This is a genomic window from Ruegeria sp. YTSA105, from assembly GCF_059610225.1.
In genome coordinates, this window is sequence record NZ_JBXWNE010000006.1 from 113405 (window position 1) to 139601 (window position 26197).

At 56.7% G+C, this 26197-nt stretch carries 30 protein-coding genes; 20 read left to right on the plus strand and 10 right to left on the minus strand.

Annotated features, from left to right (window positions below; all coding sequences use genetic code 11):
- The first annotated feature begins 1 nt into the window (after position 1).
- The 11 genes from nuoI to AC2FH2_RS09980 are packed head-to-tail and all read left to right on the plus strand — an operon-like array spanning position 2 to position 10788.
- Complete coding sequence (gene nuoI, locus AC2FH2_RS09930) at positions 2 to 496, plus strand: NADH-quinone oxidoreductase subunit NuoI (RefSeq protein WP_037307839.1); 495 nt, start codon at positions 2 to 4, stop codon at positions 494 to 496.
- Positions 493 to 903: a carboxymuconolactone decarboxylase family protein gene (locus AC2FH2_RS09935; protein ID WP_142634878.1), complete on the plus strand. Its 411-nt coding sequence runs from the start codon at positions 493 to 495 to the stop codon at positions 901 to 903. Before nuoI ends, AC2FH2_RS09935 begins: the two co-directional genes overlap by 4 nt.
- Positions 900 to 1502, plus strand: a complete 603-nt coding sequence (locus AC2FH2_RS09940; protein WP_480636068.1) for an NADH-quinone oxidoreductase subunit J — start codon at positions 900 to 902, stop codon at positions 1500 to 1502. Before AC2FH2_RS09935 ends, AC2FH2_RS09940 begins: the two co-directional genes overlap by 4 nt.
- Positions 1499 to 2086 carry a hypothetical protein gene (locus AC2FH2_RS09945; protein WP_496823410.1) on the plus strand — a complete coding sequence of 196 codons (588 nt, stop codon included), beginning with the start codon at positions 1499 to 1501 and terminating at the stop codon, positions 2084 to 2086. Before AC2FH2_RS09940 ends, AC2FH2_RS09945 begins: the two co-directional genes overlap by 4 nt.
- The gene (nuoK, locus tag AC2FH2_RS09950) at positions 2083 to 2388 is read left to right on the plus strand and encodes an NADH-quinone oxidoreductase subunit NuoK (protein ID WP_050602759.1); all 306 of its coding nucleotides are present in this window, start codon (positions 2083 to 2085) and stop codon (positions 2386 to 2388) included. Before AC2FH2_RS09945 ends, nuoK begins: the two co-directional genes overlap by 4 nt.
- 6 nt (positions 2389 to 2394) lie before the next feature.
- Positions 2395 to 4545 (plus strand): NADH-quinone oxidoreductase subunit L, encoded by a 2151-nt coding sequence (gene nuoL, locus AC2FH2_RS09955; RefSeq protein WP_496823411.1) that lies wholly within the window; start codon positions 2395 to 2397, stop codon positions 4543 to 4545.
- Positions 4545 to 6089: an NADH-quinone oxidoreductase subunit M gene (locus AC2FH2_RS09960; RefSeq protein WP_496823412.1), complete on the plus strand. Its 1545-nt coding sequence runs from the start codon at positions 4545 to 4547 to the stop codon at positions 6087 to 6089. Before nuoL ends, AC2FH2_RS09960 begins: the two co-directional genes overlap by 1 nt.
- 15 nt (positions 6090 to 6104) lie before the next feature.
- Positions 6105 to 7547 carry an NADH-quinone oxidoreductase subunit NuoN gene (nuoN, locus tag AC2FH2_RS09965; RefSeq protein WP_496689762.1) on the plus strand — a complete coding sequence of 481 codons (1443 nt, stop codon included), beginning with the start codon at positions 6105 to 6107 and terminating at the stop codon, positions 7545 to 7547.
- A 36-nt stretch (positions 7548 to 7583) separates the two neighbouring features.
- Complete coding sequence (locus AC2FH2_RS09970) at positions 7584 to 8333, plus strand: biotin--[acetyl-CoA-carboxylase] ligase (RefSeq protein WP_496690841.1); 750 nt, start codon at positions 7584 to 7586, stop codon at positions 8331 to 8333.
- Positions 8334 to 8344: 11 nt separating this feature from the next.
- Complete coding sequence (locus AC2FH2_RS09975) at positions 8345 to 9124, plus strand: type III pantothenate kinase (RefSeq protein WP_271950166.1); 780 nt, start codon at positions 8345 to 8347, stop codon at positions 9122 to 9124.
- Positions 9121 to 10788, plus strand: coding sequence for a ribonuclease J (locus AC2FH2_RS09980; RefSeq protein WP_496823413.1), 1668 nt, complete (start codon positions 9121 to 9123; stop codon positions 10786 to 10788). Before AC2FH2_RS09975 ends, AC2FH2_RS09980 begins: the two co-directional genes overlap by 4 nt.
- A 6-nt stretch (positions 10789 to 10794) precedes the next feature.
- On the opposite strand, the gene AC2FH2_RS09985 is transcribed toward AC2FH2_RS09980, so the two are convergent.
- Both AC2FH2_RS09985 and AC2FH2_RS09990 read right to left on the minus strand, forming a co-directional pair.
- Complete coding sequence (locus AC2FH2_RS09985; RefSeq protein ID WP_496823414.1) at positions 10795 to 11499, minus strand: NUDIX hydrolase; 705 nt, start codon at positions 11497 to 11499, stop codon at positions 10795 to 10797.
- Between the two features lie 25 nt (positions 11500 to 11524).
- Entirely contained in the window at positions 11525 to 11923 is a 399-nt protein-coding gene (locus tag AC2FH2_RS09990; RefSeq protein WP_496823415.1) for a DUF983 domain-containing protein, read from the minus strand.
- Positions 11924 to 12145: 222 nt separating this feature from the next.
- On the opposite strand from AC2FH2_RS09990, the gene AC2FH2_RS09995 reads away from it, so the two are divergent.
- From AC2FH2_RS09995 to AC2FH2_RS10010, 4 genes are read left to right on the plus strand one after another with little or no spacing between them, the layout of a single operon-like run.
- The gene (locus tag AC2FH2_RS09995; protein WP_496689764.1) at positions 12146 to 12613 is read left to right on the plus strand and encodes an EF-hand domain-containing protein; all 468 of its coding nucleotides are present in this window, start codon (positions 12146 to 12148) and stop codon (positions 12611 to 12613) included.
- A gap of 6 nt (positions 12614 to 12619) precedes the next feature.
- A complete protein-coding gene (locus tag AC2FH2_RS10000; protein WP_281994866.1) occupies positions 12620 to 13234 on the plus strand; it encodes an RNA polymerase sigma factor in 615 nt (204 codons plus the stop codon).
- Entirely contained in the window at positions 13227 to 13568 is a 342-nt protein-coding gene (locus AC2FH2_RS10005; RefSeq protein WP_281972823.1) for a hypothetical protein, read from the plus strand. The genes AC2FH2_RS10000 and AC2FH2_RS10005 overlap by 8 nt, the downstream gene beginning before the upstream one ends.
- Positions 13565 to 14038: a periplasmic heavy metal sensor gene (locus AC2FH2_RS10010; protein ID WP_496750639.1), complete on the plus strand. Its 474-nt coding sequence runs from the start codon at positions 13565 to 13567 to the stop codon at positions 14036 to 14038. Before AC2FH2_RS10005 ends, AC2FH2_RS10010 begins: the two co-directional genes overlap by 4 nt.
- Positions 14039 to 14043: 5 nt before the next feature.
- On the opposite strand, the gene AC2FH2_RS10015 is transcribed toward AC2FH2_RS10010, so the two are convergent.
- Positions 14044 to 15465: a diguanylate cyclase gene (locus tag AC2FH2_RS10015; protein ID WP_496823416.1), complete on the minus strand. Its 1422-nt coding sequence runs from the start codon at positions 15463 to 15465 to the stop codon at positions 14044 to 14046.
- 66 nt (positions 15466 to 15531) lie between these two features.
- Here AC2FH2_RS10015 and AC2FH2_RS10020 point away from each other — a divergent pair, with 66 nt between their 5' ends.
- From AC2FH2_RS10020 to AC2FH2_RS10040, 5 genes are all read left to right on the plus strand, one after another.
- Positions 15532 to 15816: a DUF3572 domain-containing protein gene (locus AC2FH2_RS10020; protein ID WP_142634849.1), complete on the plus strand. Its 285-nt coding sequence runs from the start codon at positions 15532 to 15534 to the stop codon at positions 15814 to 15816.
- Between the two features lie 25 nt (positions 15817 to 15841).
- Positions 15842 to 16537 (plus strand): HAD family hydrolase, encoded by a 696-nt coding sequence (locus tag AC2FH2_RS10025; RefSeq protein WP_271950155.1) that lies wholly within the window; start codon positions 15842 to 15844, stop codon positions 16535 to 16537.
- A 118-nt stretch (positions 16538 to 16655) separates the two neighbouring features.
- On the plus strand, positions 16656 to 18215 hold the full coding sequence (locus tag AC2FH2_RS10030) for a trimethylamine methyltransferase family protein (protein WP_496823417.1): 1560 nt from the start codon (positions 16656 to 16658) through the stop codon (positions 18213 to 18215).
- A 121-nt stretch (positions 18216 to 18336) separates the two neighbouring features.
- Entirely contained in the window at positions 18337 to 18924 is a 588-nt protein-coding gene (locus AC2FH2_RS10035; protein ID WP_271950151.1) for a heme NO-binding domain-containing protein, read from the plus strand.
- The gene (locus AC2FH2_RS10040) at positions 18921 to 19916 is read left to right on the plus strand and encodes a diguanylate cyclase domain-containing protein (protein ID WP_496693922.1); all 996 of its coding nucleotides are present in this window, start codon (positions 18921 to 18923) and stop codon (positions 19914 to 19916) included. Before AC2FH2_RS10035 ends, AC2FH2_RS10040 begins: the two co-directional genes overlap by 4 nt.
- A 45-nt stretch (positions 19917 to 19961) precedes the next feature.
- Here AC2FH2_RS10040 and AC2FH2_RS10045 read toward each other — a convergent pair whose 3' ends face one another.
- The 7 genes from AC2FH2_RS10045 to AC2FH2_RS10075 form a co-directional block, all read right to left on the minus strand.
- Complete coding sequence (locus AC2FH2_RS10045; RefSeq protein ID WP_496689767.1) at positions 19962 to 20660, minus strand: CbiX/SirB N-terminal domain-containing protein; 699 nt, start codon at positions 20658 to 20660, stop codon at positions 19962 to 19964.
- A gap of 69 nt (positions 20661 to 20729) precedes the next feature.
- The gene (locus AC2FH2_RS10050; RefSeq protein ID WP_496823418.1) at positions 20730 to 21662 is read right to left on the minus strand and encodes an AEC family transporter; all 933 of its coding nucleotides are present in this window, start codon (positions 21660 to 21662) and stop codon (positions 20730 to 20732) included.
- A 62-nt stretch (positions 21663 to 21724) separates the two neighbouring features.
- Entirely contained in the window at positions 21725 to 22522 is a 798-nt protein-coding gene (locus tag AC2FH2_RS10055; RefSeq protein WP_271950144.1) for an MBL fold metallo-hydrolase, read from the minus strand.
- Complete coding sequence (locus AC2FH2_RS10060) at positions 22519 to 23325, minus strand: TatD family hydrolase (RefSeq protein ID WP_496823419.1); 807 nt, start codon at positions 23323 to 23325, stop codon at positions 22519 to 22521. Before AC2FH2_RS10060 ends, AC2FH2_RS10055 begins: the two co-directional genes overlap by 4 nt.
- Positions 23322 to 24443, minus strand: coding sequence for a DNA polymerase III subunit delta' (locus AC2FH2_RS10065; protein WP_281972832.1), 1122 nt, complete (start codon positions 24441 to 24443; stop codon positions 23322 to 23324). The genes AC2FH2_RS10060 and AC2FH2_RS10065 overlap by 4 nt, the downstream gene beginning before the upstream one ends.
- A 10-nt stretch (positions 24444 to 24453) precedes the next feature.
- Positions 24454 to 25077: a dTMP kinase gene (tmk, locus tag AC2FH2_RS10070; protein WP_271950139.1), complete on the minus strand. Its 624-nt coding sequence runs from the start codon at positions 25075 to 25077 to the stop codon at positions 24454 to 24456.
- Positions 25074 to 26195 (minus strand): D-alanyl-D-alanine carboxypeptidase family protein, encoded by a 1122-nt coding sequence (locus AC2FH2_RS10075; RefSeq protein WP_271950137.1) that lies wholly within the window; start codon positions 26193 to 26195, stop codon positions 25074 to 25076. Before AC2FH2_RS10075 ends, tmk begins: the two co-directional genes overlap by 4 nt.
- Positions 26196 to 26197 lie beyond the last annotated feature (2 nt).

Consider the following 26197-nt stretch of genomic DNA (forward strand, 5'->3'; position numbering starts at 1 on the left):
CATGACCCAAATCGACTACACCCGCGCCGCCAAGTACTTCCTGCTACAGGACTTCTGGGTCGGCATGAAGCTGGGACTGAAGTACTTCTTCGCACCGAAGGCCACTCTGAACTACCCGCATGAAAAGGGTCCTCTGTCTCCGCGTTTTCGCGGTGAACACGCCCTGCGTCGTTACCCCAACGGTGAAGAACGCTGTATTGCCTGCAAACTCTGCGAGGCGATCTGCCCTGCACAGGCCATTACAATCGACGCCGAACCGCGCGAAGATGGCAGCCGCCGTACCACGCGCTATGACATCGACATGACCAAGTGCATCTATTGCGGTTTCTGCCAAGAGGCCTGCCCGGTCGATGCCATCGTCGAAGGTCCGAATTTCGAATTCGCCACGGAAACCCGCGAAGAGTTGTTCTACGACAAGGAAAAACTGCTCGACAACGGCGAGCGCTGGGAAGCCGAGATCGCCCGCAATCTGGAAATGGACGCGCCGTACCGATGACTGACGCCCCGACAAATCCGTTTGAGCTGATGATGAAGCAGGCTCAGGACATGGCCAAGGCGATGAACCCTGCGATGGAGAGCTTCTCGCCCAAAGGGTTCGAAACTCTATGGCCGACCATGCCGAAAGAAGTCATGGAGATGATGTTCGGCAACACCGTCAACAAAGACGGGTTGGATGCCAAGACCCGCCTGTTGCTGACACTGGCCGGGCTGACCTGTCAGGGCGCGCAGGCAGATGCGGCGGTGCGTCAGACCGTGCGCCACGCTGTGGAAGCCGGTGCCAAGAAACAAGAGATCGTGGAAACGATCGGTCAGATGTCGGTCTTTGCCGGCATCCCGGCCATGACCCGCGCGCTGGAATTGGCGCAAGAGGTCATGGGCGATAACGAGGATGAGGATCAATGACCGTCTTTGCCTTCTATCTGTTCGCCATCAGCGCCATCACCGGAGGGCTGTTCACCGTGATCAGCCGCCAGCCGGTGCATTCGGTGCTGTGGTTGATCCTGTCCTTCCTGTCCGCAGCGGGGCTGTTTGTGCTGCTGGGTGCTGAGTTCGTGGCGATGCTGCTGATCATCGTCTATGTCGGCGCGGTCGCGGTTTTGTTCCTGTTCGTCGTGATGATGCTGGACGTGGATTTTGCTGAGCTCAAGGCCGAGATGGCACGCTATATGCCGCTGGCCTTGCTGATCGGTCTGGTTATCCTGATGCAGTTCGTCATGGCCTTTGGCGCCTGGGACAGCGCGCAAGGTGCTGCCGCCAATCTGGCACAGCCGGTTCCAGTGGATCGTCACAATACCGAGGCACTGGGTGTCATCCTTTACGACCAATACTTCCTTCTGTTCCAACTGGCGGGCCTGATCCTGCTGGTGGCCATGATCGGCGCCATCGTGCTGACGCTGCGCCACCGTCAGGACATCAAGCGTCAGGACATCATCGGCCAGATGATGCGCGACCCGGCCAAGGCGATGGAGTTGAAGGACGTGAAACCGGGGCAGGGGCTGTGAACCGCGCTTTGCAAATAGTCGCAGCGCTAGCGCCAATGCTGTGGTCGGTGGGTCCAGCTTTGGCGGAGGATTGCAACGTTATTGTTTGTGAAATGGCCTCCAAACCTTTTTGGCATGTCGATAAGAGGATTCGTGTTTCGACAGACTGTTCGTTCAAGAACGCTGGTGATGAATGGGGACACTTCTTGGAGGCTAGCTCTGCTGTCGACATAGGAGGCGGTCGGGTTGGTCAGCGTTGGATATCAAGCGGTTGTGGTACTTACGAAAGTGTAGTCATTACCGACTGTAATTCGAAAGAGGTCGTCGAAGTCAGTGGAGTATGTCCGGCAAACACAAACAATCACCCTGGTATCGATCTTAAAGGAAAATCGACGTCGGCAGATTTGTTGTTTCCTCCATACGGAAATCTAAAATTGACCTCCAAGTCTACGATTCCTGAAATCCAAGAATTGGCAAACAAAAACGGATACGGGATTTCGACCAACCGGCTGGAGCTAATAGGTAGCATGAAAAAGCGAAATCAGATGGACGCTTTTTGCGGCTGCAAACTTTACTACCCCGACTCGCCAGGAGCGAAGCTATGATCGGACTTGAACACTATCTTACGGTCGCGGCGACGCTGTTCGTCATCGGCATCTTCGGTCTCTTCCTGAACCGCAAGAACGTCATCATCCTGCTGATGAGCATCGAACTGATGCTGCTGGCGGTGAATATCAACCTTGTGGCGTTTTCCAGTTTCCTCGGCGATCTGGTCGGGCAGGTGTTTACGCTGTTCGTGTTGACCGTGGCGGCGGCCGAGGCGGCGATCGGGCTGGCCATTCTGGTCTGCTTCTTCCGCAACCGCGGCTCAATCGCGGTTGAAGATGTCAATATGATGAAGGGGTAAGGGCACATGGAAACCACCATCCTCTTTGCCCCGCTGGTGGGCGCGATCCTGTGCGGGTTCGGCTGGAAGTTCATAGGCGAGAAAGCCGCCATGTGGACCGCCACGGGCCTGCTGTTTCTGGCCTGTCTGCTGTCGTGGATCGTGTTCCTGACGTTCGACGGCCACACCCAGCAGATCGAGATCATGCGCTGGATCGAAAGCGGCTCGCTCTCGACAAGCTGGGCCATTCGTCTGGACCGGCTGACAGCAATCATGTTGATCGTGGTGACGACCGTCTCGGCGCTGGTGCACCTGTATTCCTTTGGCTACATGGATCACGATCCGCAATGGCGCGAAGGCGAAAGCTATAAGCCACGCTTCTTTGCCTATCTGTCCTTCTTTACCTTTGCCATGCTGATGCTAGTGACGGCGGACAATCTGGTTCAGATGTTCTTTGGCTGGGAAGGTGTGGGCGTCGCGTCTTATCTGCTGATCGGGTTCTACTATCGCAAGCCCACCGCCAACGCCGCTGCGATGAAGGCGTTTATCGTCAACCGGGTTGGGGACTTTGGCTTTGCGCTTGGCATCTTTGCGCTATTCCTGCTGACCGACAGCATCAATTTCTCGGACATCTTCGCCTCTGCCCCGGCATTGGCCGAAGAGAAGCTGCACTTCCTGTGGGGTGAATGGACCGCGATCGAGGTGATCTGCGTTCTGCTGTTCATCGGTGCGATGGGCAAATCGGCACAGTTGTTCCTGCACACCTGGTTGCCGGATGCGATGGAAGGTCCGACGCCTGTATCAGCCCTGATCCACGCCGCGACCATGGTGACTGCGGGTGTATTTTTGATCTGCCGCATGTCGCCGCTGATGGAGTTTGCGCCGGGTGCGACCGGGTTCATCACCTTCCTTGGTGCGTCGACGGCGTTCTTTGCCGCGACCGTGGGTTTGGTGCAGACCGATATCAAACGCGTTATCGCTTATTCGACCTGCTCGCAGCTGGGTTACATGTTCGTCGCCGCGGGCGTCGGGATGTATTCGGCAGCGATGTTCCACCTGCTGACGCATGCGTTCTTCAAGGCGCTGTTGTTCCTTGGGGCCGGTTCTGTGATTCACGCGATGCATCACGAGCAAGAGATGACGGAATATGGCGGGTTACGGAAGAAAATCCCCTATACGTTTTGGGCGATGATGATCGGTACGCTGGCTATTACCGGGGTTGGCATTCCGCTGACCACATTCGGTTTTGCGGGGTTCTTGTCCAAGGATGCCATCATCGAAAGCGCCTTTGCCGGAGGCACCGGCTATGCGTTCTGGATGCTGGTGATTGCGGCGGTATTTACGTCATTCTACAGCTGGCGTCTGATTTTCCTGACCTTCTATGGCGAGCCGCGCGGGGACAAGCACACGCATGACCATGCGCATGAAAGCCCGTTGGTCATGCTGGTTCCGCTGGGCGTTCTGTCGCTGGGTGCGGTTTTCGCCGGGATGATCTGGTATGGCAACTTTTTTGGCCACACCGACAAGGTCGGCCAGTTCTATGGCATTCCGGTTGCAGAGGCTTCGGTGGATGGCCACGCGGCAGAGGGCGCGCATGGGGACGATACCCATGCCGAAGATGATCACGGCGACGATACGCATGCGGATGCCGGTCACGCGGAGGACAGCCATGGTGAGAAGGACGCGCAGGGCGGCGATCACCATTATGCCTTTGTTGGGACGCCCGGAGAAGGCGCGCTCTACATCGCACCGGACAATCATGTGCTGGACGATGCGCATGCTGTTCCGAAATGGGTCAAGGTCTCACCCTTCGTTGCGATGCTGCTTGGTTTCATCGTGGCCTATTGGTTCTATATCGTGAATACGACGTTGCCCGCGCGCTTGGCAGCAAACCAGCGTCCGCTTTATCTGTTCCTGCTGAACAAATGGTACTTTGATGAGATCTATGACGCGATCTTCGTCAAACCTTTCTTGGCACTTGGGCGGTTCCTGTGGAAACGCGGAGACGGCAACACGATTGACGGTTTCCTGAACGGGGTAGCGATGGGCATCGTGCCATTCTTCACCCGCCTCGCCGGCAAGGCGCAGACTGGTTACATATTTACCTATGCCTTCTGGATGGTCCTGGGAATTGCTGCCCTGGTCACCTGGATGTCGATCGGCGGAGGCGCACACTAATGGACAATATCCTCTCGATCGTCACCTTCATCCCCGCAGCGGCGGCCGCCATACTGGCGCTGTTTCTGCAGGGCGACGACGCAGCCGCGCAACGCAATGCCAAATGGGTGGCCATGGTTGCGACGACGGTGACCTTCCTGGTCTCGATTGGCATCTATACTGGCTTTGATCCTGAAAACACCGGCTTCCAGATGGTGGAAGAGGGCCAGTGGCTGATGGGTCTGAAATACAAGATGGGTGTGGATGGCATCAGCGTCCTGTTCGTGTTGCTGACCACTTTCATTATGCCGCTGACAATTCTGGCCAGCTGGAATGTGACAGACCGCGTCAAGGAATACATGATTGCTTTCCTGCTGCTGGAAACGCTGATGCTTGGCGTGTTCATGGCGCTGGACCTGGTGCTGTTCTACCTGTTCTTCGAAGCGGGTCTGATCCCGATGTTCCTGATCATCGGCATCTGGGGTGGTAAGGAGCGCATCTATGCCAGCTTCAAGTTCTTCCTCTACACGTTCCTTGGCTCTGTGCTGATGCTGGTGGCCATGGTTGCGATGTATGCGGATGCAGGCACGACGGATATCGAAGCGCTGATGGCGCATCAATTCTCGTCCGACAGCTTTACCGTTCTGGGCATCCATATCGTAGGCGGTATGCAGACGCTGATGTTCCTGGCGTTCTTTGCCTCATTTGCTGTGAAGATGCCGATGTGGCCGGTCCACACCTGGCTGCCGGATGCACACGTGCAGGCGCCGACCGCAGGGTCGGTCGTGCTGGCGGCGATCCTGTTGAAGATGGGTGGCTATGGCTTCCTGCGGTTCAGCCTGCCGATGTTCCCGGTGGGGTCGGCGGTGATGACAGATCTGGTGCTTTGGATGTCGGCCATCGCGGTGGTCTATACCTCGCTGGTTGCACTGGTGCAGGAGGACATGAAAAAGCTGATTGCTTATTCCTCGGTCGCGCATATGGGCTTTGTCACCATGGGCATCTTTGCGGCAAACCAGCAGGGTGTCGACGGAGCCATCTTCCAGATGCTCAGCCACGGGTTCATCTCGGCGGCGCTCTTCGTGTGTGTCGGCGTGATCTATGACCGGATGCACACCCGCGATATCGAGGCCTATGGCGGTCTGGTAATCCGGATGCCGGCCTACGCGCTGGTCTTCATGCTGTTCACCATGGCCAATGTTGGCCTGCCGGGCACCAGTGGGTTCATCGGAGAGTTCCTGACCCTGATGGGCGCATTCCAGGTCAATACCTGGGTGACTGCTGTGGCCGCGACTGGTGTTATCTTCTCGGCGGGATATGCTTTGTGGCTGTATCGTCGGGTCGTATTTGGGGATCTTATCAAAGAAAGCCTCAAGGCGATGACTGATATGAGCTCGCGCGAGCGGTTGATATTTGCCCCCCTGATCGTCATGACGATCCTGCTGGGTGTGTATCCATCGCTGGTAACAGATGTGATTGGCAACTCGACTGCCGCGCTGATTTCGAACTATGATACGGCTCTGGCCGCGGCTGAGACCGCGACCCAGACAGCCGCCTCGCATTAAGGAGGCTTTGGAGACATGATCCAGGCTGATCTGACAATTATCCTGCCAGAGATCGTTCTGGCACTATATGCGATGGCGGCATTGCTTGCGGCTGTTTACACCACCAAGGACGGGCTTGCGCCGACATTGGTCTGGGTGACAGCAGGGCTGATGGCGCTGCTGGCGTTCTGGATCGCCACCAATGGCGACGGGACGAACATCGCGTTTAACGGCATGTTCGTTGATGACGGATTTGCGCGCTTTGCCAAAGTGGCGATCCTGCTATCTGCCGCAGCCGTTTTGATGATGAGCCAGGACTATATGACCCGCCGCGGGTTGTTGCGTTTCGAATACCCTTTGCTGGTGGCGCTTGCCGCTGTCGGCATGATGATGATGGTCAGCGCGGGTGACCTGATGTCTCTGTATATGGGGCTCGAGCTGCAGTCGCTGGCACTTTACGTTGTGGCTGCGCTGCGTCGTGACAGCGCCAAATCCACCGAGGCTGGCCTGAAATATTTCGTTCTGGGCGCGCTTAGCTCGGGCTTACTGCTGTATGGGGCTTCGCTTGTCTACGGCTTTACGGGTACCACGCTGTTCTCGGGCATCATTCAGACCGTTCACCACGGCGATGTGACCCTCGGGTTGCTGTTTGGGTTGATCTTCCTGATCTCGGGGCTCGCGTTCAAGGTTTCGGCTGTTCCGTTCCACATGTGGACGCCGGATGTCTATGAAGGATCGCCCACACCAGTCACTGCCTTCTTCGCCACGGCGCCCAAAGTGGCCGCCATGGCCCTGTTTGCCCGCGTGTTGCACGACGCATTTGGAGGTGTCGTAAAGGACTGGCAGCAGGTGATCGTACTCTTGTCTGTTCTGTCTATGCTGCTGGGGGCCGTGGCTGCCATCGGACAACGCGACATTAAACGGCTGATGGCGTTTTCGTCGATTGCCCATATGGGGTATGCGCTGATCGGACTGGCGGCTGGGACCGAGCTGGGTATCAAGGCGATGCTGATGTATCTGGCGATTTACGTGACCATGAATGTCGGAACTTTCGCCTTTATCCTGATGATGGAACGGGACGGTAAACCTGTTACCGACATTGACGCTTTGCGCCAGTATTCCAAACGCGATCCGGGTAAGGCTCTGGCCGTGCTGATCCTGATGTTCAGCCTTGCCGGTGTTCCACCGATGCTTGGGTTCTTTGCGAAATTCGGCGTCTGGCAAGCGGGTATTGAGGCTGGCCTGACCGGTCTGGTTATCATGTCTGCCATCGCCTCGGTGATCGGTGCATTCTATTACCTGCGGATCGTATACTATATGTATTTCGGTGCCGAGAATGACGACCCGATCGACGCAAATTCGTCTCCGGTTCTATGGGTTGCTCTGATGGGGTCAGCTGCATTGATGTTGGTTGGCGTATTCTATCAGTTTGGGATTGAGGGCGCAGCGGCAGCTGCAGCGGCGACGCTTGTTAACTGATTTCGACCATTGCCCGCGGCCTATTGTACTTGTGACATGAGTGATTGGCCGGATGGATATGGCCTGCATGTATTGCAAGAGGTCGATAGCACTCTGAATGAAGCCGCCCGGATCGCGCCGATGGCTCAGGGTCCGGTCTGGATCCTGGCGCACCGCCAGACACAGGCGCGCGGTCGGCGCGGACGGGTCTGGACAAACCCCGAGGGAAATCTTGCCGCAACGCTGCTGATGCGGCCCGCAGGACGCCCGGAACAGGCCGCTCTGCGCAGTTTTGTCGCCGCCTTGGCCCTGTTTGATGCATGTGTGGCGGTCACCGGACGCATATCGGGTTTGTCGCTAAAATGGCCCAATGATGTGTTGCTGAACGGTGGCAAGCTTGCGGGGATACTGCTGGAAAGTACCGGGCAGGGGCGGGACGTCTCGCATTTGGCAATCGGCATCGGCGTCAATCTCGCGCAGGCACCGACTGCAGATAAAGTCGAACCAGGTGCGCTAAGGCCGGTTTCGCTGTTGTCCGAGACAGGGGCAGATGTCACCACCGAAGATTTTTTGACCGAGCTTGCATCGGCCTATGCGCGTTTTGAGGCCCAGTTTGTAACCTACGGGTTCGAACCCATCCGCGCTGCTTGGTTGTCCCGCGCAGCTAAGCTGGGCGAGGTCATCACCGCGCGTACTGTCACCACTGAGACGGTCGGGACTTTCGAAACGGTGGACGCAGGCGGTAACCTTGTCCTAAACACCGCGAAGGGCCGCGTCAGCATACCTGCGGCAGACGTATTTTTCTGAAAGGGGCACCAATGCTTCTAGCCATCGACTGCGGCAACACCAATACCGTTTTCTCGATCTGGGACGGTGAGGAATTCGTCTGCACGCTGCGCACGTCTACGCACCATGCCCGTACGGCAGATGCCTATTTCACCTGGTACTCTACGCTGGTCAAACATTATGAGATCCAAGCTGATATCACCGATGTGATTATCGCCTCGACCGTGCCGCGTGTGGTTTTCAATCTGCGCGTCTTTGCGGACCGGTTCTTTGGCTGTCGCCCATTGGTCGTGGGCAAGCCGGAATGTCTGCTGCCTGTCAGCCCGCGCATAGACGAGGGTACGGTCCCTGGCCCGGATCGCCTGGCCAATGCTGCCGGGGCATTTGAACGGCATGGCGGGGATGTGGTTGTTGTCGATTTTGGAACGGCCACCAACTTTGACGTGGTGTCTTCGGATGGAGCATATGTCGGCGGCATCATCGCCCCAGGGGTAAACCTGAGCCTTGAGGCGTTGCACCAGGGGGCCGCCGCGTTGCCGCATATCGACATCACACGTCCCGAAAAAGTGATCGGAACAAATACGGTTGGCTGCATTCAATCTGGCGTGTATTGGGGCTATTCCGGTTTGATCGAAGGGCTGATTGCCCGGATCAAGGCGGAATACGGCATGCCGATGAAAGTCGTGGGAACCGGGGGGCTTGCGCCTCTGTTCGATCAGGCAGATGTTGGGTTTGACGCTATAGAAGACGATTTGACGATGCACGGACTGACCGTGATCCATCGCTATAACAAGGAAAATGGCTCAACATGAGCAGTGAACGACTGATCTATCTGCCCCTGGGCGGAGCGGGCGAAATTGGCATGAATGCCTATGTCTATGGCTATGGCAAACCGGGGAAGGAACGGCTGATCCTTGTCGATCTTGGTGTAACCTTCCCAGATATGGACACAACACCCGGTGTCGACCTGATCCATGCCGATATCAACTGGCTAAAAGAACGTACCGACCGGCTTGAGGCGGTATTCGTCACCCATGCCCACGAAGATCATGTCGGCGCTGTGGCGCATTGCTATGACGACTTGGGCGCCCCGATCTATGCACGCGCCTTCACCGCAAATCTCGCGCGTCGCAAGATGGAAGAGAAAGCCCATCCGACAGACGCGGTTCAGACCCTGTCAGCCTGGCCTGAACAGGTGACGGTTGGCCCGTTTACAGTCGGGTTTTTGCCGGTATCGCACTCTATCCCCGAAAGTGCGGCGCTTGTCATAGACTCGCCTGCGGGGCGGATCGTGCATACAGGGGATTTCAAGCTGGATGCCAACCCTGTGGTAGGTGAACCGTTCGATCAAGACCTTTGGGCAGAGATTTCAAAGGACGGTGTGAAAGCACTGGTCTGCGACAGCACGAATGTGTTTTCAACGCATGCGGGCCGCTCGGAATCCGAAGTCGGGCCTGAGATCACCAAATTGGTCGAAAATGCCAAATCAATGGTGGTTGCGACGACTTTTGCCTCGAATGTCGCACGGGTGAAGACGCTGGCCGAGGCTGGGCAGCGCGCGGGACGCTCGGTCGTACTGTTAGGTCGTGCGATGCGGCGGATGATCGAGGCCGCGACGGAAACCGGTATTCTCGCGGATTTTCCCAAGGTTATCAGCGCCGAAGAGGCCGTAGATATCCCGCGCCAGAACCTGATGCTGATCGTAACCGGCAGCCAGGGTGAACGCCGTGCGGCCAGTGCCCAGCTTGCACGCGGTAAATACCGCGGGATCGAGTTGAAGGAAGGCGATCTGTTCCTGTTCTCGTCGAAGACGATACCGGGCAATGAGAAGGGCGTGATCTTCATCATGAACCAGCTCAGCGAAAAAGGCGTTGATGTGGTGGATGACAGCTCGGGTCTGTATCACGTCTCTGGCCATGCCAACCGGCCTGATCTGGAAAAAGTGCACGCCATAGTCAACCCACAGATGGTTATTCCCATGCATGGTGAACACCGACATCTGCGCGAACATGCTAAACTGGCCGAAGCGGGTGGTCGTACCGGGGTTGTGGCAGTCAATGGCACGATGCTGGATTTCAGCGGCAATGCCCCCAAGGTCGTCGACTACGTCGAGACAGGCCGAACTTATCTCGATGGAACCGTAAAGGTCGGAGCCTTGGATGGAGTTGTTCGCGACCGCATTCGCATGGCCTTGAACGGGCATGTAACCGTGACGGTTATTTTAGACGAAGAAGACGAACCGTTGGGTGAACCCTGGTGCGATACGATGGGCTTGGCCGAGACCGGAACATCGCGCGCAGCACTGGTCGAAGTTCTGGAAGAGGACCTGAACCAGTTCCTCATGCGGGCGGATGCCAAAACCCGGCGCGACGATGACAAGCTGGAAGAGGCACTGCGCCGGATCGTGCGTCAGACAGCAAAAACCGAGATCGGCAAAAAGCCCGAGGTGACTACGGTGATCAGCCGAATGAAGTAGGTTCGGCTAGAAGTCCTGTTCGGACATTGGATAGCCTTTGATCTGTAAGAACAGGCTTTGTTCTTCTTGATTGAGGAAGAACGGAACGCTTTGGGGTGGTTCGGGTCGTGTGACCCGGGCTGCGACTTCGGCCAGAACAACTTCGGTTATGAAGGGAAGATCAAGCTCGCGCGCCTTGTTCAACGGAACCCATTGCAGGTGAGACAACTCATCCGAAGCGCGGCCAAAGTCATCCAGATCGCCTTGCAGGGCTTCTGCATCTACCAAAAAGAATCGTGCATCGAACCGGCGCGTTCGGCCGGGCGGGGTGACGGCGCGAAAAACAAACTGCAATGCCTGTGCAGAGGGCAGAAATCCTGCCTCTGCATAGCTTTGCCAGTCAATCGGCACCTCACCTGTCCAAGCGCCGGGAACTCCAAGCACCAAGCCGGTTTCCTCCCAGAGCTCGCGGATTGCGGCGGCCGCCAAAGCATTCTGCAGCCCGGGCGGAGACTGTTCAGCAAGCCGATCGCGGCAGCGCTGGGACATGTCAGCCGATAGCGGGACCAAGGCGTCCTCTGCGTCTACCGCGCCACCCGGAAACACGAATTTGTTCGGCATAAAAACGGCTTTTGCGCCCCTCTGACCCATCAAAATGGAAGGGTTCGTCATCCGGTCCCGCAACACGATAACTGTTGCAGCGTCCCGTATAGCCGTTTTGTCCGTACTCATCTCAGGGCCGACCCAATCATTCCGGTCATCGGTCCGTTTCGAACCCATGCATCCGTCGTGCCCACTGATAGGCGACAACGGCCCCTTTCATTCGCGGTAGCAGGAACAGTGTCAAGGCTGTACATCCGAATGCAAAAATCAGGAACATGTTCAGCGGGTCAGGGCGCCACTGGACATAAGAGATGTGCAAAGCGGGCGCCAGCAGGTGACCGACCAACAGGATCGTCAGATAGGCTGGACCGTCATCCGCACGGTGATGAAACAGTTCCTGACCACAGTTGCTGCAGTTGTCATTCACCTTCAGGTAGCTGTGCAACAGCTTGCCTTCACCGCATTTTGGGCAGCGGCAGCGGAAGCCTTTGATTAGCGCAGGCCGGGTTGGACGGTCGTTCTCGGATATTGTGTCGATCGTTTGATCTGTCATTTTGAAACTCGCGCATTCAGATTGCCCTGATATTGCGCTTGTTTTGCCCCACAGAAAAGGGGGGTGCGTCGCTTTGTGCCGCGATGAGATGTCCGGAAATTATGTGGTCGTTGGCAGTGAGCAACAGAAAAAAATTAAATTGGGCGACGGAAACCGAAAACTGCACCGTTTTAACCTATGTGAGCAGCGACAAACCGGTCGCGAGAAACAAAGGAAAACGATATGAAAAGCGCGAAACTTATCCCGGCCATTCTGGTATCGGCCATTGCATTGACAGGCACAACCGCCTTGGCTGTCGGTCCGAAAGGCCGAGAGGACGTGACCTTTCAAGAGTTGGACCTGAACAATGATGGTCAGGTCACGCAGGAAGAAATGCAAACCTATAGGCAACAGCGTTTCACCAATGCCGACACCAGTGGCGACGGCATGTTGAGCGTCGACGAGATGCAAGCGGCTAGCCAGAAGAAGGCGAATGAGCGTGTGAATCAAATGTTCGAAAAGCATGACGCCAATCAAGATGGCCTCTTATCCGATGATGAGTTGCCCAAGCCGCGCCGTGCTGGCAAGATGTTTGACCGCATCGACGCGGACAAAAATGGCACGATCTCGGAACAGGAATTTGCCGATGCGAAAAACCGGATGGGCTGGCATCACAAAAAACGTGACAAGGCTGGCACCGACGACAGCTAATGAAGGATGCGGGACCTGAGTACCTCATCAACGGGGGCTCGCAGCCAAAGTCAGGCTGCGGGCGACCCCGGAGACGATGCATTGTTGCGGCGGTTCGCCGAGGGTGACGCTGATGCGGCACGCATTTTGACCGATCGGCTTGGGCCGCGCAGTTTTTCGGTGGCGCTCAGGCTGTTGAACGACCGGGCCGAAGCCGAAGATGTCACACAGGAAGCCATGATGCGCCTATGGAAGATGGCGCCGGATTGGGTTGCTGGACAGGCAAAGGTGTCGACTTGGCTTTACCGGGTCACTCTGAACCTGTGTGTCGATATTCGGCGGAAGAAATCGGCGGACAGTCTTTCTGATGTTGCCGAACCTGAAAGCGATGCGATCAGTGCAACCGAACACCTTCAGGATGCCGCCAGGTTGGACGCACTGCAGTTCGCGTTGGCGCAACTTCCGGACCGGCAACGTCAGGCTGTTGTCTTGCGCCACATCGAAGAGTTGCCCAATCCCGAAATCGCGGGAATCATGGATATTTCCGTCGAAGCTGTAGAGAGTCTGACAGCTCGGGGAAAGCGGGCACTGGCACAGCAGTTAGCCGCAAGAAGAGACGAGTTGGGATATGCCGATGGATGAAAATAGCGACCTGAATCACCTGTTTTTACGTGCTCGTCAAGAAAATGAGCCGTTACCCGATGCACTCGCCCTTCGTATTCTGGCCGATGCGGAAACCGTTCGTTTGCAAAGGCTTCAGAAATCACCCCAAGGGTTCTGGGCACAGGCATTGGATAGTTTCTTTGGCTGGCAGGGGATGGGAGGTCTGGCGGCCGCGGGCATTGCTGGCATCTGGATTGGATTGACTGCCCCGGCCTTTTTGCCCGATCCGGCGACGTTGCTTTATTCGCAATCCTCTGGATTTGAGGTTGCGGATATGGATCTGAATACAATCTTCCTGGAGGAAGGCGAATGAGCGAACAGTCAAAACCTAAACGCCGGTGGATGCCTGTCCTGCTGATCGTGTCCCTTGCTATCAATCTGCTAGTCATCGGTGCGGTTGTTGGCACGGCGCTGCGCGTCAGAAACAATGACCACGTCAAAGCCCCTCCGGGATTTGGATCGGCGCTTTATCGCGCGCTTCCCAAGCATGAACGCCAGGCGATGCGGGCCGAGCTTTCGGGCCTGCACCGCCAAGGTGTCGATCATCGGACGGCGGATTTTCAAGCCCTTGGCGACGCACTTCGCGCCGAACCCTTCGCGGCTGACGCTGTAGAGGCTTTGTTGGGCCAGCAGGCGCAGGTGATGTCAGAGATGCAGTCTGCTTTGCAGGAACAGTGGCTGATCCGTGTGTCAGCCATGAGCCCGAAAGAACGCGTCGAATACGCTGATCGTCTGGAAGATGTGGTGCACCGAAAATCGAAAGCGGGCAGAAAACACGACTGACCGGATCAGGCTGCGTGATCCTGGACCGTGACCTGATTGCGTCCCGCCTTTTTCGCAGCATACAGGGCTGTATCCGCAGATTTTATCATGTTGTCCAATGGTGCGGGTGGGATGCCCTGGCGAAACGTGTTGTCATCAGCTGTAATGAGGCCGATGCTGATTGTCACTGCGATTGGTTCGGCGGCCTCGGATAGGTCAAATGGACACTGGCAGATGTCGTCGCAGACGGTTCGTGCGATCCCCAATGCCCGCGGCCCCGTAGTTTCAGGCAGACCGATCAAGAATTCTTCGCCCCCAATCCGTGCCACAAAGCCGTCAGAACCAATGGAATTGCGCATGCGCTTGGCTGTTTCGATCAAGACCTGATCGCCTCCGGCATGGCCAAACTTGTCGTTGATTGATTTGAAATGGTCCAGATCGGCCACCATCACGGTAAACCCGAGCCCGGTCAGCGCAGACTGCCGGGCGATTTGCTTCAATGCTCGCATTGCATAGCGGCGGTTATGCAGGCCGGTCAGTGGATCCACCCAGGATTCCGCGATGCCACGCCGCAAAGAATCCCGCATCTGGTCAATTCGGGTTTTGCGGGCAAGCTGGTTATCAAGCCGCAACAGAGTTTCACGGGGGCAGAACCCCGCCATACAGATGGCATCCGCGCCACGATCCAGCACTTCGGCAGCCAGAGACGCGTCATCCTTTCTCAAGATGCCGATCAGCACCGTGTGCCGTGTTGCCCCGCGCGATTTCAAATCCGCCAGAATACTCAGGCCTGAAGATTCGCCATCAATTTCGACAATAATCGCGTCCGGGATGGGGCCGGAAAGCAGGCGGTGAAGGTTCGATATCGTGTGAATTGACAGACTGTGATGCGTATGTTCGGACAGCGCCTTCTGCCAAAGCGCCCCGGTTTTAGCGGATTGCGTCAGTAGGGCGGCGCGCGCAGCTTTGGGTGGCGTAGCAAAGGCGCTTGTCGCTTCAGCAAATCCCAAACATGGCGATCCGCTATTGTCTTGCAATTCCTGCGTATCGGCGCGTGCCCTTAGCAAGCTGCGAACCCGAGCTAGCAACAACGTGTCCTTGAACGGGTGCGCCAATACATCGTCCAACCCATCTGACAATGCCCTCAACCTTGCGGATTTGTCGTTTTGCGGCGCGATAGCGACAATGGGTATATCCGCCAGATCCGGGTCGGCCATTACCACTTTCTTGACATCTGCCGCCGTTCCATCCGGCAATGACTGCGCGGTTAAGATCAAATCGGGGCGCACACGTTTCAACAGCCCATCAAGACCCCGCAGATTTTCCCCCTGTGCGACGTGATACCAGGCCGCGGTAAGCTGTACCTTCAGCATAATTCGATTGGTTGAGGTCCCGTCCAGGACAAGGATCGTGCCTTGCACCGACATATCAGTCACCGTTGATTGCATGCGTTGCTAAAGTGTTTATGACTCTGGTTAACAAACCCTTTCCAATATCAGATCAGGGGCTTCTTTATGCCAATTTCCGCTCAATCCGCCGAAACGCTGGCGCTGAATGCCCTTGCCTGGCTTGTGGGCAATGATGACCTGCTGCCTGTATTTCTGGGTTCGACGGGGGCTTCGGTGCAGGACATAAAAGACAGGGCAGCAGAGCCGGAGTTTCTGGGCTCTGTTCTGGATTTTCTAATGCTTGACGATTCGTGGGTAGTCGAGTTTTGTGACGTCAATTCTGTGCCGTATGATCAGCCGGGCCAGGCCCGCGCCTTGTTGTCCGGCGGCGCGGAAGTTCATTGGACCTGAAAGCCTACCGGGCAGGAGTTTCACAATGCCAATCCAAGCCATCCTGTTTGACAAAGACGGTACCCTGTTTGATTTCGCGGAAACCTGGGGCACGTTCGGGCGCAATTTTTTACTGCGAGTGACGAACGGAGATCATGCCCGGGCGGCCGAGCTTGGGCAGGTGATCGGCTTTGACCTCGAACAGGTTGCCTATTCTGAGGACAGTGTTGTCATTGCGGGCACCGTCGAAGAAATCGCCGAGGTTCTAGAGCCGCACCTCCCGGAAATGCCGCGCGAAGAGTTGGTGGATCTGTTGAATGCCGAGTCGGCCTCATCTCCGCAAGCCCAGGCCGTTCCACTTATCCCGTTCCTTGAGGGGCTGCGTGAGGCAGGGCTGAAACTGGGTGTTGCGACCAATGACGGAGAAATGCCCGCATCCGAGCATCTTTCGTCTGCAGGAATCCGCGAACATTTCGATTTTGTCGCCGGTTATGACAGTGGGCACGGATTCAAGCCAGGCCCGGGTCAACTCTTCGCCTTTGCGCAGCATGTGGGGGTAAACCCAGAAAACATAGCAATGGTGGGCGACAGCCTGCATGATCTCCAGGCCGGACGGGCAGCAGGTATGAAGACGATCGGGGTTCTGACGGGTCTGGCGCGTGCAGAAACGCTCGAAGCGATGGCCGATGTCGTCTTGCCAAACATCGGACATATACCTGCTTGGTTGTACGAAAATGCGTGATCGGGCTGTGAATTCGGCGGTTCAGACGTCGAAACCGACATAGCCTGTCGCAGACAGAGCGGCCAACAGTACGCGTTCGGGGCTTGCTTCTAGAAAGCCAAGTTCCGAGGAGTGTCCAATGACCGACAAGAAAGCACGCAGAGGTCGCAGCGGAGGACGGGCCGGTGCCGCCGAGAGACGGGGCGCAGCGGTTATTGATCAGATGCCGTGGAGCCCTCCGATCAACACCGACAAACCAACCGAACCGTTGGACGAGATTGGCGTCGCGGCGATCCACGAGGGCGCAATGCGGATTCTCGAAGAGATCGGGATCGAGTTCTACAACGAAGAGGCAATCGGAATCCTGCGTGAGGCCGGATGTACGATCAACGGCGACAACGTTCGAATGGGCCGGGACTTTGTCATGGAAATGGTGCGTAAAGCCCCAGCCACCTTTACCATCACACCGCGTAATCCCGACCGCGCAATCGAGATCGGGGGCAAAAACCTGCTGTTCGGAAATGTGTCGTCCCCGCCGAACTACTGGGATATGGAGATTGGCACCAAGGTACCGGGAAATCGCGAGATGTGCCGGAACCTGTTGAAGCTGACGCAGTATTTCAACTGTATCCATTTTGCCGGCGGATACCCGGTCGAGCCAGTGGATATACATGCCAGCGTCCGGCATCTGGATGTTCTCTACGACAAGCTGACTCTGACCGATAAGGCGATGCATGCCTATTCGCTGGGCAAGGAACGCGTCGAAGACGTCATGGAAATGGTGCGGATTGCAGGGGGTCTGAGCCATGAAGAATTCGAAGCCAAGCCGAGGATGTATACCAACATCAACTCGACCTCGCCGTTGAAGCACGATCAGCCCATGATCGACGGTTGCCTGAGGTTGGCGCGGCGCGGGCAGGCGATTGTTGTGACGCCGTTCACCTTGGCCGGGGCGATGGCCCCCGTCACAATGGCCGGTGCAGTAGCGCAATCCCTGGCTGAGGCTCTGTGCGCGATTGCATTGTTCCAATATGTGCGACCAGGGATTCCTTGTGTCATCGGTACGTTCACCTCGAATGTGGATATGAAATCTGGTGCTCCGGCTTTTGGAACGCCGGAATACATGCGGGCGACACAGATGACCGGCCAGATGGCCCGATTTTACGACCTGCCCCTGCGGTCTTCGGGTGTCTGCGCGGCAAACGTTCCGGATGGCCAATCTGTGTGGGAGACCTCGAACTCATTATGGGCGGCGGTGCAATCGGGCACCAACATGGTCTATCACGCTGCAGGTTGGCTTGAGGGTGGCCTGATCGCAAGCCCTGAAAAGTTCATTATGGATTGCGAGATATTGCAGCAAATTCAGCGGTATATGCAGCCGGAATTGACGGCAACCGGCCCTGATGAGATTGCTCTGGATGCGATCCGGTCAGTCGGCAATGACGGGCATTTCTTTGGCATTCAGCACACTCAGGACCGCTATACCACCGCGTTTTATCAGCCGTTTCTGAGTGACTGGAAGAACTATGAGGGTTGGGAAGTCGCAGGAGGCGTCTGGACCGCTGAGCGCGCGCATCACATGTTCAAGGAAATCATCACCAGCTTTGAAGCTCCGGCAATGGATGAGGGCATCCGGGAAGAGCTTGCCGACTTTGTTGCACGACGCAAAACCGAAGGCGGAGCGCCGACAGATTTCTAGCGTAATCTCAGTCACTTCCACTTCGATACTTGCGTGAATTCTATGTGGTGACGCCCGCGTGTTGGGTGTTTGTTAACAAATTTCAGAGCACACTGCGTGAGAAACCAATTTGAGGTCTCTTATGCATGGTCTGATCAACCGGGCGATTCAATCCTTTGTTGCGGTGACCTACGGGCAGCCGTGCTGGATGCGCGTGATGGATTCAGCCGAACTGGGCTTTGCCGAGTTCGAGGCCATGCTTGTTTACGACGATGATATTACCGAGCAGGTATTGGATAAGGTATGCACGGTCCTGAAACGTTCACGAAGTGACGTTCTTGAAGACCTGGGAACGTACCTTGTGTCTCATCCCAACATGGAAGACCTGCGCCGTCTGTTGCGATTTGGCGGTGTCAGCTATCTGGAATTTCTCCATTCGCTTGATGATCTGTCAGACCGGGTCAGATTGGCCGTATCGGATCTAAATCTTCCGGCACTTGAATTGCACGAGCTTTCACCGACGGAATACAGATTGTCCTGCCATCCAGGCCTGCCTGGCTTTTCAAGCGTCATGGTTGGTGTATTGCGCGCGATGGCTGATGATTACGGGGCTCTGGCTATGCTATCGCATGAGGGCCAGCAGGGTGAGATCGAGTTTATCTCAATCGTTCTGGTAGAAAGCGCTTTTTCAGAAGGTCGGCATTTTGATTTAGGGGCGCGAAAAGCATGATGAACACGAATAATCTGGCAGAGCTTTTACAAACCCTGTGCCCAATGTTTTTGCTGGTGAACGAGGATGGGAAAGTGACCCGCGTCGGATCAACCTTGCAAAAGCTGCGCCCTGAAAAGCCGATGGAAGGTCAGAGCTTTCTGGATATCTTTGAGCTGCTTCGCCCTAGGGCGGTTACCACAGTTTCAGGCTTGATGTCCCAGGCCGGCACCAAGTTACAGCTCAGGTTCCATGACGCCCCGCGCACAGCATTGAAGGGCCTTATCGCTCCGCTGCCCGAAGGTAAGGGGGCGGTCATCAATCTGTCTTTCGGAATATCGATTTTGGATGCGGTCCGGGACTATGCCCTGACCAGTGCGGATTTCTCGGGCACTGATCTGGCGATCGAATTATTGTATCTGGTCGAGGCGAAATCGGCAGCGATGGAGGCGTCCAGATCTCTGAACCTGCGCCTTCAAGGGGCGATGCTTGCCGCCGAGGAAAAGGCATTTACAGATACACTGACGGGGCTGAAAAATCGCCGGGCGATGGATGTTCTATTGGATCACATGATCTCGTCCAAATCTCCATTCGCGCTGATGCATCTGGATCTTGATTTTTTCAAATCGGTCAATGACCAATTCGGGCATGCCGCGGGCGACTATGTGTTGCAACAAGCGGCGCGGATCATGGGTGAGGAAACCCGCGGAGACGATACAGTGGCGCGTGTCGGCGGGGACGAATTTGTAATTATATACAAAGGATTGACGGACGAGGGTGTTCTCTCTGCAATCGCCAGCAGGCTGATCGAACGTCTGCGGGAAACTATGATGTTCGACAACGTGTCGTGCCAGGTTTCAGCCAGTATAGGCACGGCGCTTTCGACCCAGTTTCCATCGCTTAAACCGGCTGAGATTTTGCATGCGGCAGACCTTGCCCTGTATGCGGCCAAGCGAAATGGCCGGTCTCGCCACTGTCTATATTCGCAGCTTGTGGATCACTCACACAGATAGGTTTCCCCCTAAAGGAACCGGCAAAGTGTATGTGGTCAGATGACTCTATTTCGATGAAGAAAAAGCTTTGAGAACGGACGCTATGTGTTGCTGCACCAGTGGCAGTTCACCCACTACCGGTAAAACCTGTCCCTTGAACTTGGCCTTGCTTAATTCTTGCGGCACATCCTCAAGAACATGGCCACCCGCGCAGGCAAAAAATGGCAAACACAGGGTTTGGGCGCCGGTTCCTGCGGCGGCCACAGAAATCGAAGGGGCCTCTTCGACAAACCCAAGGCGCAGGGATCCAAGTGGTATCAGTTGCAACAAAGCGTCGCCGAATGCCGTTGCAACGGCGGAAGGGTTTCTGCTGCGGCCCGATCCATGCGCAGCGATCACAAGGTCCGTTTCTTGTGACCGCCAGTCTTTGTCCTGCAGCGTTCCCTCAAGGGTTTGCGCGACCAACTGGGGCAATTTCGGGTCCGCGCCCAAGGGATCCAGAATAGGGTTTCGGCGGTCACCAATACGTTTCGGCAGCACATCTGTGACAAACCACCCTTTGGCCATGAATAGGGGATAGATGACGGCGTCGCCGGGAATCTTGTCCAGTGTGCTGTCAAGTGCCCCGGGGGCTGCCAGCGTTGCAGAATGAACCGAAACACCGGCACACAGGGCATTTACATCGGCCGCATAAGCCGCCAAGGCCGCTTCGGCTGGTTCTGGGTCAGAAGGTTGGCCATGGGTAACGATAAGGGCGTGTGTCATAAATCTGTCCTGTCCGCTTTAGCGATAGGTGCGCCGCGTCGTGTAAAAGTCAATCCGCCTGCGGCACCGTCAGCCCAATAGGGTCAGCCAAAACCAGACGCTCAGGATAGATACTGCCGTCCCCAACAGAACAGAGGATGCAGCAACCCGTTTGGCGCGGCCATAGATGTTTGCAAAGATATAGGCGTTGAAGCCAGGGGCCATGGCGGCTGTCATCACTCCGGACCGGAATAGATCCTGTGGCAGTCCAAGGGTGGATCCGAAAAGCCAGAAAAGGCTCGGGTGCAGCAGCAGAGAAACGCCGCAGACAAAGGCGATCGCCCTTAGGTCACCTTCGGGTTTGTATTTAACCAGAACGCCCCCAAGCGCGAACAGCGCGCCGGGAAGGGCCGCGCGGGTCACCAGGCCAAGGGCATCATCCACAACGGCTGGCACGCCGAGCCCGGACAGATTTACGATGAAACCCAGTGAGATCCCGACAATCAGAGCGTTGCGAAACATCGCGGTCAGGACCGAGCGAACCATTCGCGATCCTCCGTGGCCCCGGTTCCGGATCACCTCCATTACCGTGATGCCTAGGCCGTAACAAAACGGCGAGTGAAAGGCGATGACGGCATAATTGCCCGTAAGGCTTTCAGGGCCATAAGCCCGTTCAGTAATCGGCAATCCCAGCAGGACGGAATTGGAGAACAGGCAGCAAAAACCGATTGCGACGCAATCTTCCCATTCGCGGTTGAAGATCAGTCGCGCGCCGAACAGGCCGGCACAAAAGCAAAGCGCAGCAGCAGAGTAAAAGCTGATCAACAGCTTGGGATCAAAACTGACACTGAGGTCGAGATGTGAAATCGCAAGAAACAGAAGGCAGGGGATCGCAAAACCCTGAGTGAACTTCATCAGGCCATCAATGTGGTTTTCCTTGAAGTATCCAAGAAGAGTGGAGACGTAACCGGCTCCAATAACAAGAAAAACTGGAAGGATGACTTCAATGAGATTTTGCAGCATGTCAGCGTTCCGCAACAGTTATTCGCGCGGGAAAGGATATCTGCATGATCTCGGCCAGGGCTCTACAGAGCCTGATGTATCACCATGCCGTCATAAGCAGGGGTGATGTTGTCTGCGGTTTCTGCGTCGACCGTGGCATAGTCAAGATCGATATGCATGTTGGTCAGAACCGCGGTTTTTGGTTGCAACAGGTCGATCCAGCCAAGGGTCTTTTCCAGATGCGCATGGGTCGGGTGCGGGGACCGGCGCAGCGCGTCGATCACCAGACAGTCCAGACCCTCTAATGTGGTCCAGGCATCGTCATATATCTCTGCCACGTCCGGCAGGTAGGCCAGATTGCCCATTTTGAAACCAAGCGCGTCGATTGATCCGTGGTTCACCTTGAAGGGGTGAAACGGGATAGGGCCTCCGGGGCCAGTGATCTCGAACGGGCCGTCGATTGTCTTTAGATTGAGGATCGGCGGGTAGGGTGAGTTTTCGGGTTGGATGAAGGCATAGCCAAATCGGCCCAAAAGATCATTCTGGGTGTCACCATCAGCCCAGACCGGCACCCGTTCGCGCATGTTGAAGACGATCATGCGCAAGTCGTCAATGCCGTGGACGTGGTCGGCATGGGAATGGGTATAGACCACCCCGTCCAACCGCCCGGTGCCGGTATCCAGCAGCTGGCTGCGCATATCCGGGGTTGTGTCGATCAGAACCGAGGTGGTGCCTTCGGGCCCGTCACGTTCGACCAGCATCGAGCAGCGGCGGCGGATGTTCCTGGGGTTTTCGGGGTCGCAGTCGCCCCAGTGACCGCCAAGACGTGGCACTCCACCTGACGAGCCGCAGCCCAAAATGGTGCAGCGCAGCGTGGTCATGCCGCCGCCTTGTGAGAGGCGACCTTGGTGAAGAGTCTTTCGAAATTGGCCTGGGTCTGCGCCGCGAAATCGGCATAGCCCATGCCAAAGACCTCGGCGCCTTTGTGGGCGGTGTGGGCGGTATAGGCCGGTTCATTCCGTTTGCCGCGAAACGGGGGCGGCGCCAGATAGGGCGCGTCGGTTTCAACCAGGATGCGGTCTACTGGCGCATTTGCGAAAATATCGCGCAATTCCTGGCTTTTGGGAAAAGCGGCGATGCCCGACATGGACAGGTAAAACCCAAGATCCAGGGCGGACTGTGCCAGCTCGGCCGAAGACGAAAAACAATGCATCACACATGAATAGGGGGCATTGCCGTATTCTTCGGCCAGAATGCGGGCCATGTCTTCGTCCGCCGCGCGCGCATGAATGATCAGAGGTAGTCCGGTACGCTGGGCGGCCTCGATATGAACGCGCAGGGATTGCTGCTGAACCTGCGCACTGTCGGCGGTATAGTGATAATCCAGCCCGGTTTCACCGATACCAACAAATTTGGGGTGCTGTGACAGTGCCACCAGCTCGTCCACAGTTGCCATCGGTTCATCGGCTGCACTCATCGGGTGCGTGCCTGCCGCGTAGAATACCGGCGCGTGAGCCTCAGCGATGGCGCGCACAGTGGGCTCGTTCCTCAGCCTGGTGCAGATCGTCACCATCCGGGTCACACCGGCTTCGGCCGCATTTGCGACGATCAGGTCCAACTGTCCTTCAAAATCGGGGAAGTCCAGATGGCAATGGCTGTCGGTGATTTGGGGGGTGTCGCTCATCTGTTCTGACCGGCGGTTTCCTGTATCTTGAACACCGTATCTAGGACCAGAGCGGCAGGGTCAAGGTTCACCGCCTGCCCGTGGCGGGCGCGGGCGGTGATCTGGGCTGCGGTTTCCGCCCAAAGGCGTGCCTGCTCCGGCGATCTGGACAAACGGGACAGGATATCACCTTCGTTCGGCGCGGCCTCTGGCGATGGCGGAGCACCAGTCGCACCGGTCACAGCAAGACGTGACAAGGCAATGTCGATCAGCGTCAACAGCAACTCGAACCGTTCGGCTGCTCCGCGCTGTGCGGCGGCCTCGGCCAGAGCCAGAGCGCGTTGTCTGTCCAGCCGGGGCAGGGTGCCCAGGATCACGATGAGCTCGGCATATATTTCGAGTCCGCTCAGATTTATCAGGCGGACGGCGTCCCCAACGGACCCGCTGGCCAGAGCGGCCAGATGGTCGGGGTTTCCAGTCAGCTCAACCCCGGTCTGGGTCAGTGCGGCGTTCATATCTTCCGCGTTCAACGGCGAAAGGCGCAAGGTACGGCACCGGGATCGGATCGTGGGCAAAAGGCGGGACGGTTGGTGCGAAATCAACAGCAGCGTTGTCCGCGCAGGCGGTTCTTCGAGCATTTTCAGCAATGCGTTGGCGGCGCTGATGTTCATTTCATCCGCAGAATCTACGATGACGACACGGCGGCCCCCATCGGCCGAGGACAGGCCGAAGAACTTCCCAAGTTTGCGAATGTCGTCCACAACGATTTCATTTCGCAACCTGCCCTGATCGTTCACGGATCGTTTGATGGCGGCCAGGCCAGGCTCGGCACCAGCCAGAATACGATGAACAACCGGGTGATCTGGTGGAACCTCAAGCGTTTCAGGGGGAGGTGGCGCGCCAAACAGCCCGTCCTCTTCGACAGCCGGGGTCGCCAGCAGAAACCGCGCGATCCGCCAGGCCAGCGTCGCCTTGCCCACACCTCGGGGGCCGGTCAGCAGCCAGCCATGGTGCAGGCGATCAGAAGCATAAGCGCTAAGAAAGGCCTGCTCGGCCTCTGCCTGCCCAAACAGATGTGGCGTTTCGCGCGGATGAAGGGCACCGGGTGCCTGGTCCGGGATTGGGATGTCGTTGTTCATCAATCGTCTGTCACAAGGCTTGCATGACGATATCTGTCACATCGCGGGCAACGCTGTCCATGTCCCTATTGCCATCGACCAGGCGAAACCGGTCGGAAAATTCATCCGCCAGTTCCAAAAAACCGGCCCGCATCTTCTGTTGCAGGTGAATGCCGAAATCCTCGAACCGTTCTTCAGTGCCCTGCCGGCCCTTGGCCCGAGAGAGGCCGGTTTCAGGATCCATGTCGATCAACACGGTCAGATCCGGTTCACGTTTGATCATCAGCTTATGCAACTGATCGACCAAACCACGCAGGTCGCCGCGTGATAGGCCCTGATACATGCGTGTGCTATCGGCGAAACGGTCGCATATGACGATCTTGCCCGCTGCCAAAGCGGGTTCAATGGTGCGTTCCAGATGGTCGCGCCGCGCAGCAGTGAACAGCAGGATTTCCGTCTCAGCTGACCAGCGATCGGGATCGCCTTCAAGAACCAGTCTGCGGATTTCCTCGGCCCCGTCAGAGCCGCCAGGTTCACGCGTCAGAACGACATCATGCCCGAGCTCGCGCAAATGCTCGGCCAGCATACGCGCTTGCGAGGATTTGCCTGATCCGTCGATGCCTTCGAAGGTCAGAAATAACCCGCCTGCCGTCACATCGCGCCCAACGGGTTGCCAATGACATCTTTCGCGACAATGCCGCCAACTGTCATAATCCGCACGAAGAAACCGCCCTTTTCGACGCTTTCCGCTGCAACCAGAGGCCTACGGATCTCGGGCAGGCCATCGGGTTTGATGACAAGCTCAGCGATTTCCTGTCCTTTGGCGATGGGGGCCTCAAGCGGACCGTCATAGACTATTTCTGCCTCAACATTCTTATCCCCGAGAACAGGCAGCAGCAGTGTCAAATCCTCATGCGGGACAAGATCAACCGTTTTCGCGGTGCCCATCCAGATATCGGCTTGTCCTATCGGTTTTTCTGCTTCGGCAAGCTGCCTCTCGACAAAATTGCGAAACGACCAGTTAACGACGGCCTCAGCCTCCTCTGCGCGGCGGGCGACGCTGTCGAGCCCCGACAAAACGAAAATGACCCTGCGATCCCCCTGCTGTGCCGATCCTACAAGGCCATAGCCCGCTTCTTGCGTGTGGCCAGTCTTTAGCCCATCCGCACCAATCCCAAGTTTCAGTAAGGGATTCCGGTTACGCGAATTTGACGGCACTCGGTTGTCGAATTCGAACTCTTCCTCGGCGAACAGAGGGTAATATTCGGGAAAGTCGCTAATCAGATGGTCGGCCAGAATGGCGAGGTCATGCACAGACATCATGTGGCCTGCGGCTGGCCATCCGTTCGAATTCGCAAAGTTCGAATTATTCATGCCCAGCTGTTGCGCGCGTTGGGTCATGAACCGGGCAAACCCAGCTTCGGTTCCGTCCGGGCTGAGGGCTTCGGCGATAACAACACATGCGTCATTTCCTGACAGGACTATGATCCCGCGCAGCAGGTCTTCGACCCGGACACGGTCCTGCGTGTTCAAGAACATACTTGAGCCCTTATAGCTGGTCGCATGTTCGGAAACCGGAAGTTCCTCATTCAGTTCCAGGCGACCGTCCCGCAGCGCTTCGAATGCTACAAACAGGGTCATGAGTTTGGACATGGAGGCGGGCGGCAACGGCTGGTCTGCGTCTTTGGACAAAAGAACGGTTCCTGTCGTTTGGTCCATGACATAGGCAGCACGGGCTTGCGTATCGAAAGCTTGTGCGGGCAGGGCAAACATAG

Excerpts from the sequence above, each read along its gene's own strand:
- AC2FH2_RS10065 (WP_281972832.1), bottom strand. The coding sequence starts at position 24,443 with ATGAACAACGACATCCCAATCCCGGACCAGGCACCCGGTGCCCTTCAT.
- AC2FH2_RS10040 (WP_496693922.1), top strand. The coding sequence starts at position 18,921 with ATGATGAACACGAATAATCTGGCAGAGCTTTTACAAACCCTGTGCCCA.
- AC2FH2_RS09970 (WP_496690841.1), top strand. The coding sequence starts at position 7,584 with ATGAGTGATTGGCCGGATGGATATGGCCTGCATGTATTGCAAGAGGTC.
- nuoK (WP_050602759.1), top strand. The coding sequence starts at position 2,083 with ATGATCGGACTTGAACACTATCTTACGGTCGCGGCGACGCTGTTCGTC.
- AC2FH2_RS09990 (WP_496823415.1), bottom strand. The coding sequence starts at position 11,923 with ATGACAGATCAAACGATCGACACAATATCCGAGAACGACCGTCCAACC.
- AC2FH2_RS10055 (WP_271950144.1), bottom strand. The coding sequence starts at position 22,522 with ATGACCACGCTGCGCTGCACCATTTTGGGCTGCGGCTCGTCAGGTGGA.
- AC2FH2_RS10045 (WP_496689767.1), bottom strand. The coding sequence starts at position 20,660 with ATGACACACGCCCTTATCGTTACCCATGGCCAACCTTCTGACCCAGAA.
- AC2FH2_RS10030 (WP_496823417.1), top strand. The coding sequence starts at position 16,656 with ATGACCGACAAGAAAGCACGCAGAGGTCGCAGCGGAGGACGGGCCGGT.
- AC2FH2_RS10075 (WP_271950137.1), bottom strand. The coding sequence starts at position 26,195 with ATGTTTGCCCTGCCCGCACAAGCTTTCGATACGCAAGCCCGTGCTGCC.
- nuoL (WP_496823411.1), top strand. The coding sequence starts at position 2,395 with ATGGAAACCACCATCCTCTTTGCCCCGCTGGTGGGCGCGATCCTGTGC.
- AC2FH2_RS10005 (WP_281972823.1), top strand. The coding sequence starts at position 13,227 with ATGGATGAAAATAGCGACCTGAATCACCTGTTTTTACGTGCTCGTCAA.
- AC2FH2_RS09960 (WP_496823412.1), top strand. The coding sequence starts at position 4,545 with ATGGACAATATCCTCTCGATCGTCACCTTCATCCCCGCAGCGGCGGCC.
- AC2FH2_RS09975 (WP_271950166.1), top strand. The coding sequence starts at position 8,345 with ATGCTTCTAGCCATCGACTGCGGCAACACCAATACCGTTTTCTCGATC.
- AC2FH2_RS09995 (WP_496689764.1), top strand. The coding sequence starts at position 12,146 with ATGAAAAGCGCGAAACTTATCCCGGCCATTCTGGTATCGGCCATTGCA.
- AC2FH2_RS10010 (WP_496750639.1), top strand. The coding sequence starts at position 13,565 with ATGAGCGAACAGTCAAAACCTAAACGCCGGTGGATGCCTGTCCTGCTG.
- AC2FH2_RS10020 (WP_142634849.1), top strand. The coding sequence starts at position 15,532 with ATGCCAATTTCCGCTCAATCCGCCGAAACGCTGGCGCTGAATGCCCTT.
- nuoN (WP_496689762.1), top strand. The coding sequence starts at position 6,105 with ATGATCCAGGCTGATCTGACAATTATCCTGCCAGAGATCGTTCTGGCA.
- AC2FH2_RS09980 (WP_496823413.1), top strand. The coding sequence starts at position 9,121 with ATGAGCAGTGAACGACTGATCTATCTGCCCCTGGGCGGAGCGGGCGAA.
- AC2FH2_RS10050 (WP_496823418.1), bottom strand. The coding sequence starts at position 21,662 with ATGCTGCAAAATCTCATTGAAGTCATCCTTCCAGTTTTTCTTGTTATT.
- AC2FH2_RS10035 (WP_271950151.1), top strand. The coding sequence starts at position 18,337 with ATGCATGGTCTGATCAACCGGGCGATTCAATCCTTTGTTGCGGTGACC.
- AC2FH2_RS09940 (WP_480636068.1), top strand. The coding sequence starts at position 900 with ATGACCGTCTTTGCCTTCTATCTGTTCGCCATCAGCGCCATCACCGGA.
- AC2FH2_RS10060 (WP_496823419.1), bottom strand. The coding sequence starts at position 23,325 with ATGAGCGACACCCCCCAAATCACCGACAGCCATTGCCATCTGGACTTC.
- AC2FH2_RS10000 (WP_281994866.1), top strand. The coding sequence starts at position 12,620 with ATGCGGGACCTGAGTACCTCATCAACGGGGGCTCGCAGCCAAAGTCAG.
- AC2FH2_RS09935 (WP_142634878.1), top strand. The coding sequence starts at position 493 with ATGACTGACGCCCCGACAAATCCGTTTGAGCTGATGATGAAGCAGGCT.
- AC2FH2_RS09985 (WP_496823414.1), bottom strand. The coding sequence starts at position 11,499 with ATGAGTACGGACAAAACGGCTATACGGGACGCTGCAACAGTTATCGTG.
- nuoI (WP_037307839.1), top strand. The coding sequence starts at position 2 with ATGACCCAAATCGACTACACCCGCGCCGCCAAGTACTTCCTGCTACAG.
- AC2FH2_RS10025 (WP_271950155.1), top strand. The coding sequence starts at position 15,842 with ATGCCAATCCAAGCCATCCTGTTTGACAAAGACGGTACCCTGTTTGAT.
- AC2FH2_RS10015 (WP_496823416.1), bottom strand. The coding sequence starts at position 15,465 with ATGCAATCAACGGTGACTGATATGTCGGTGCAAGGCACGATCCTTGTC.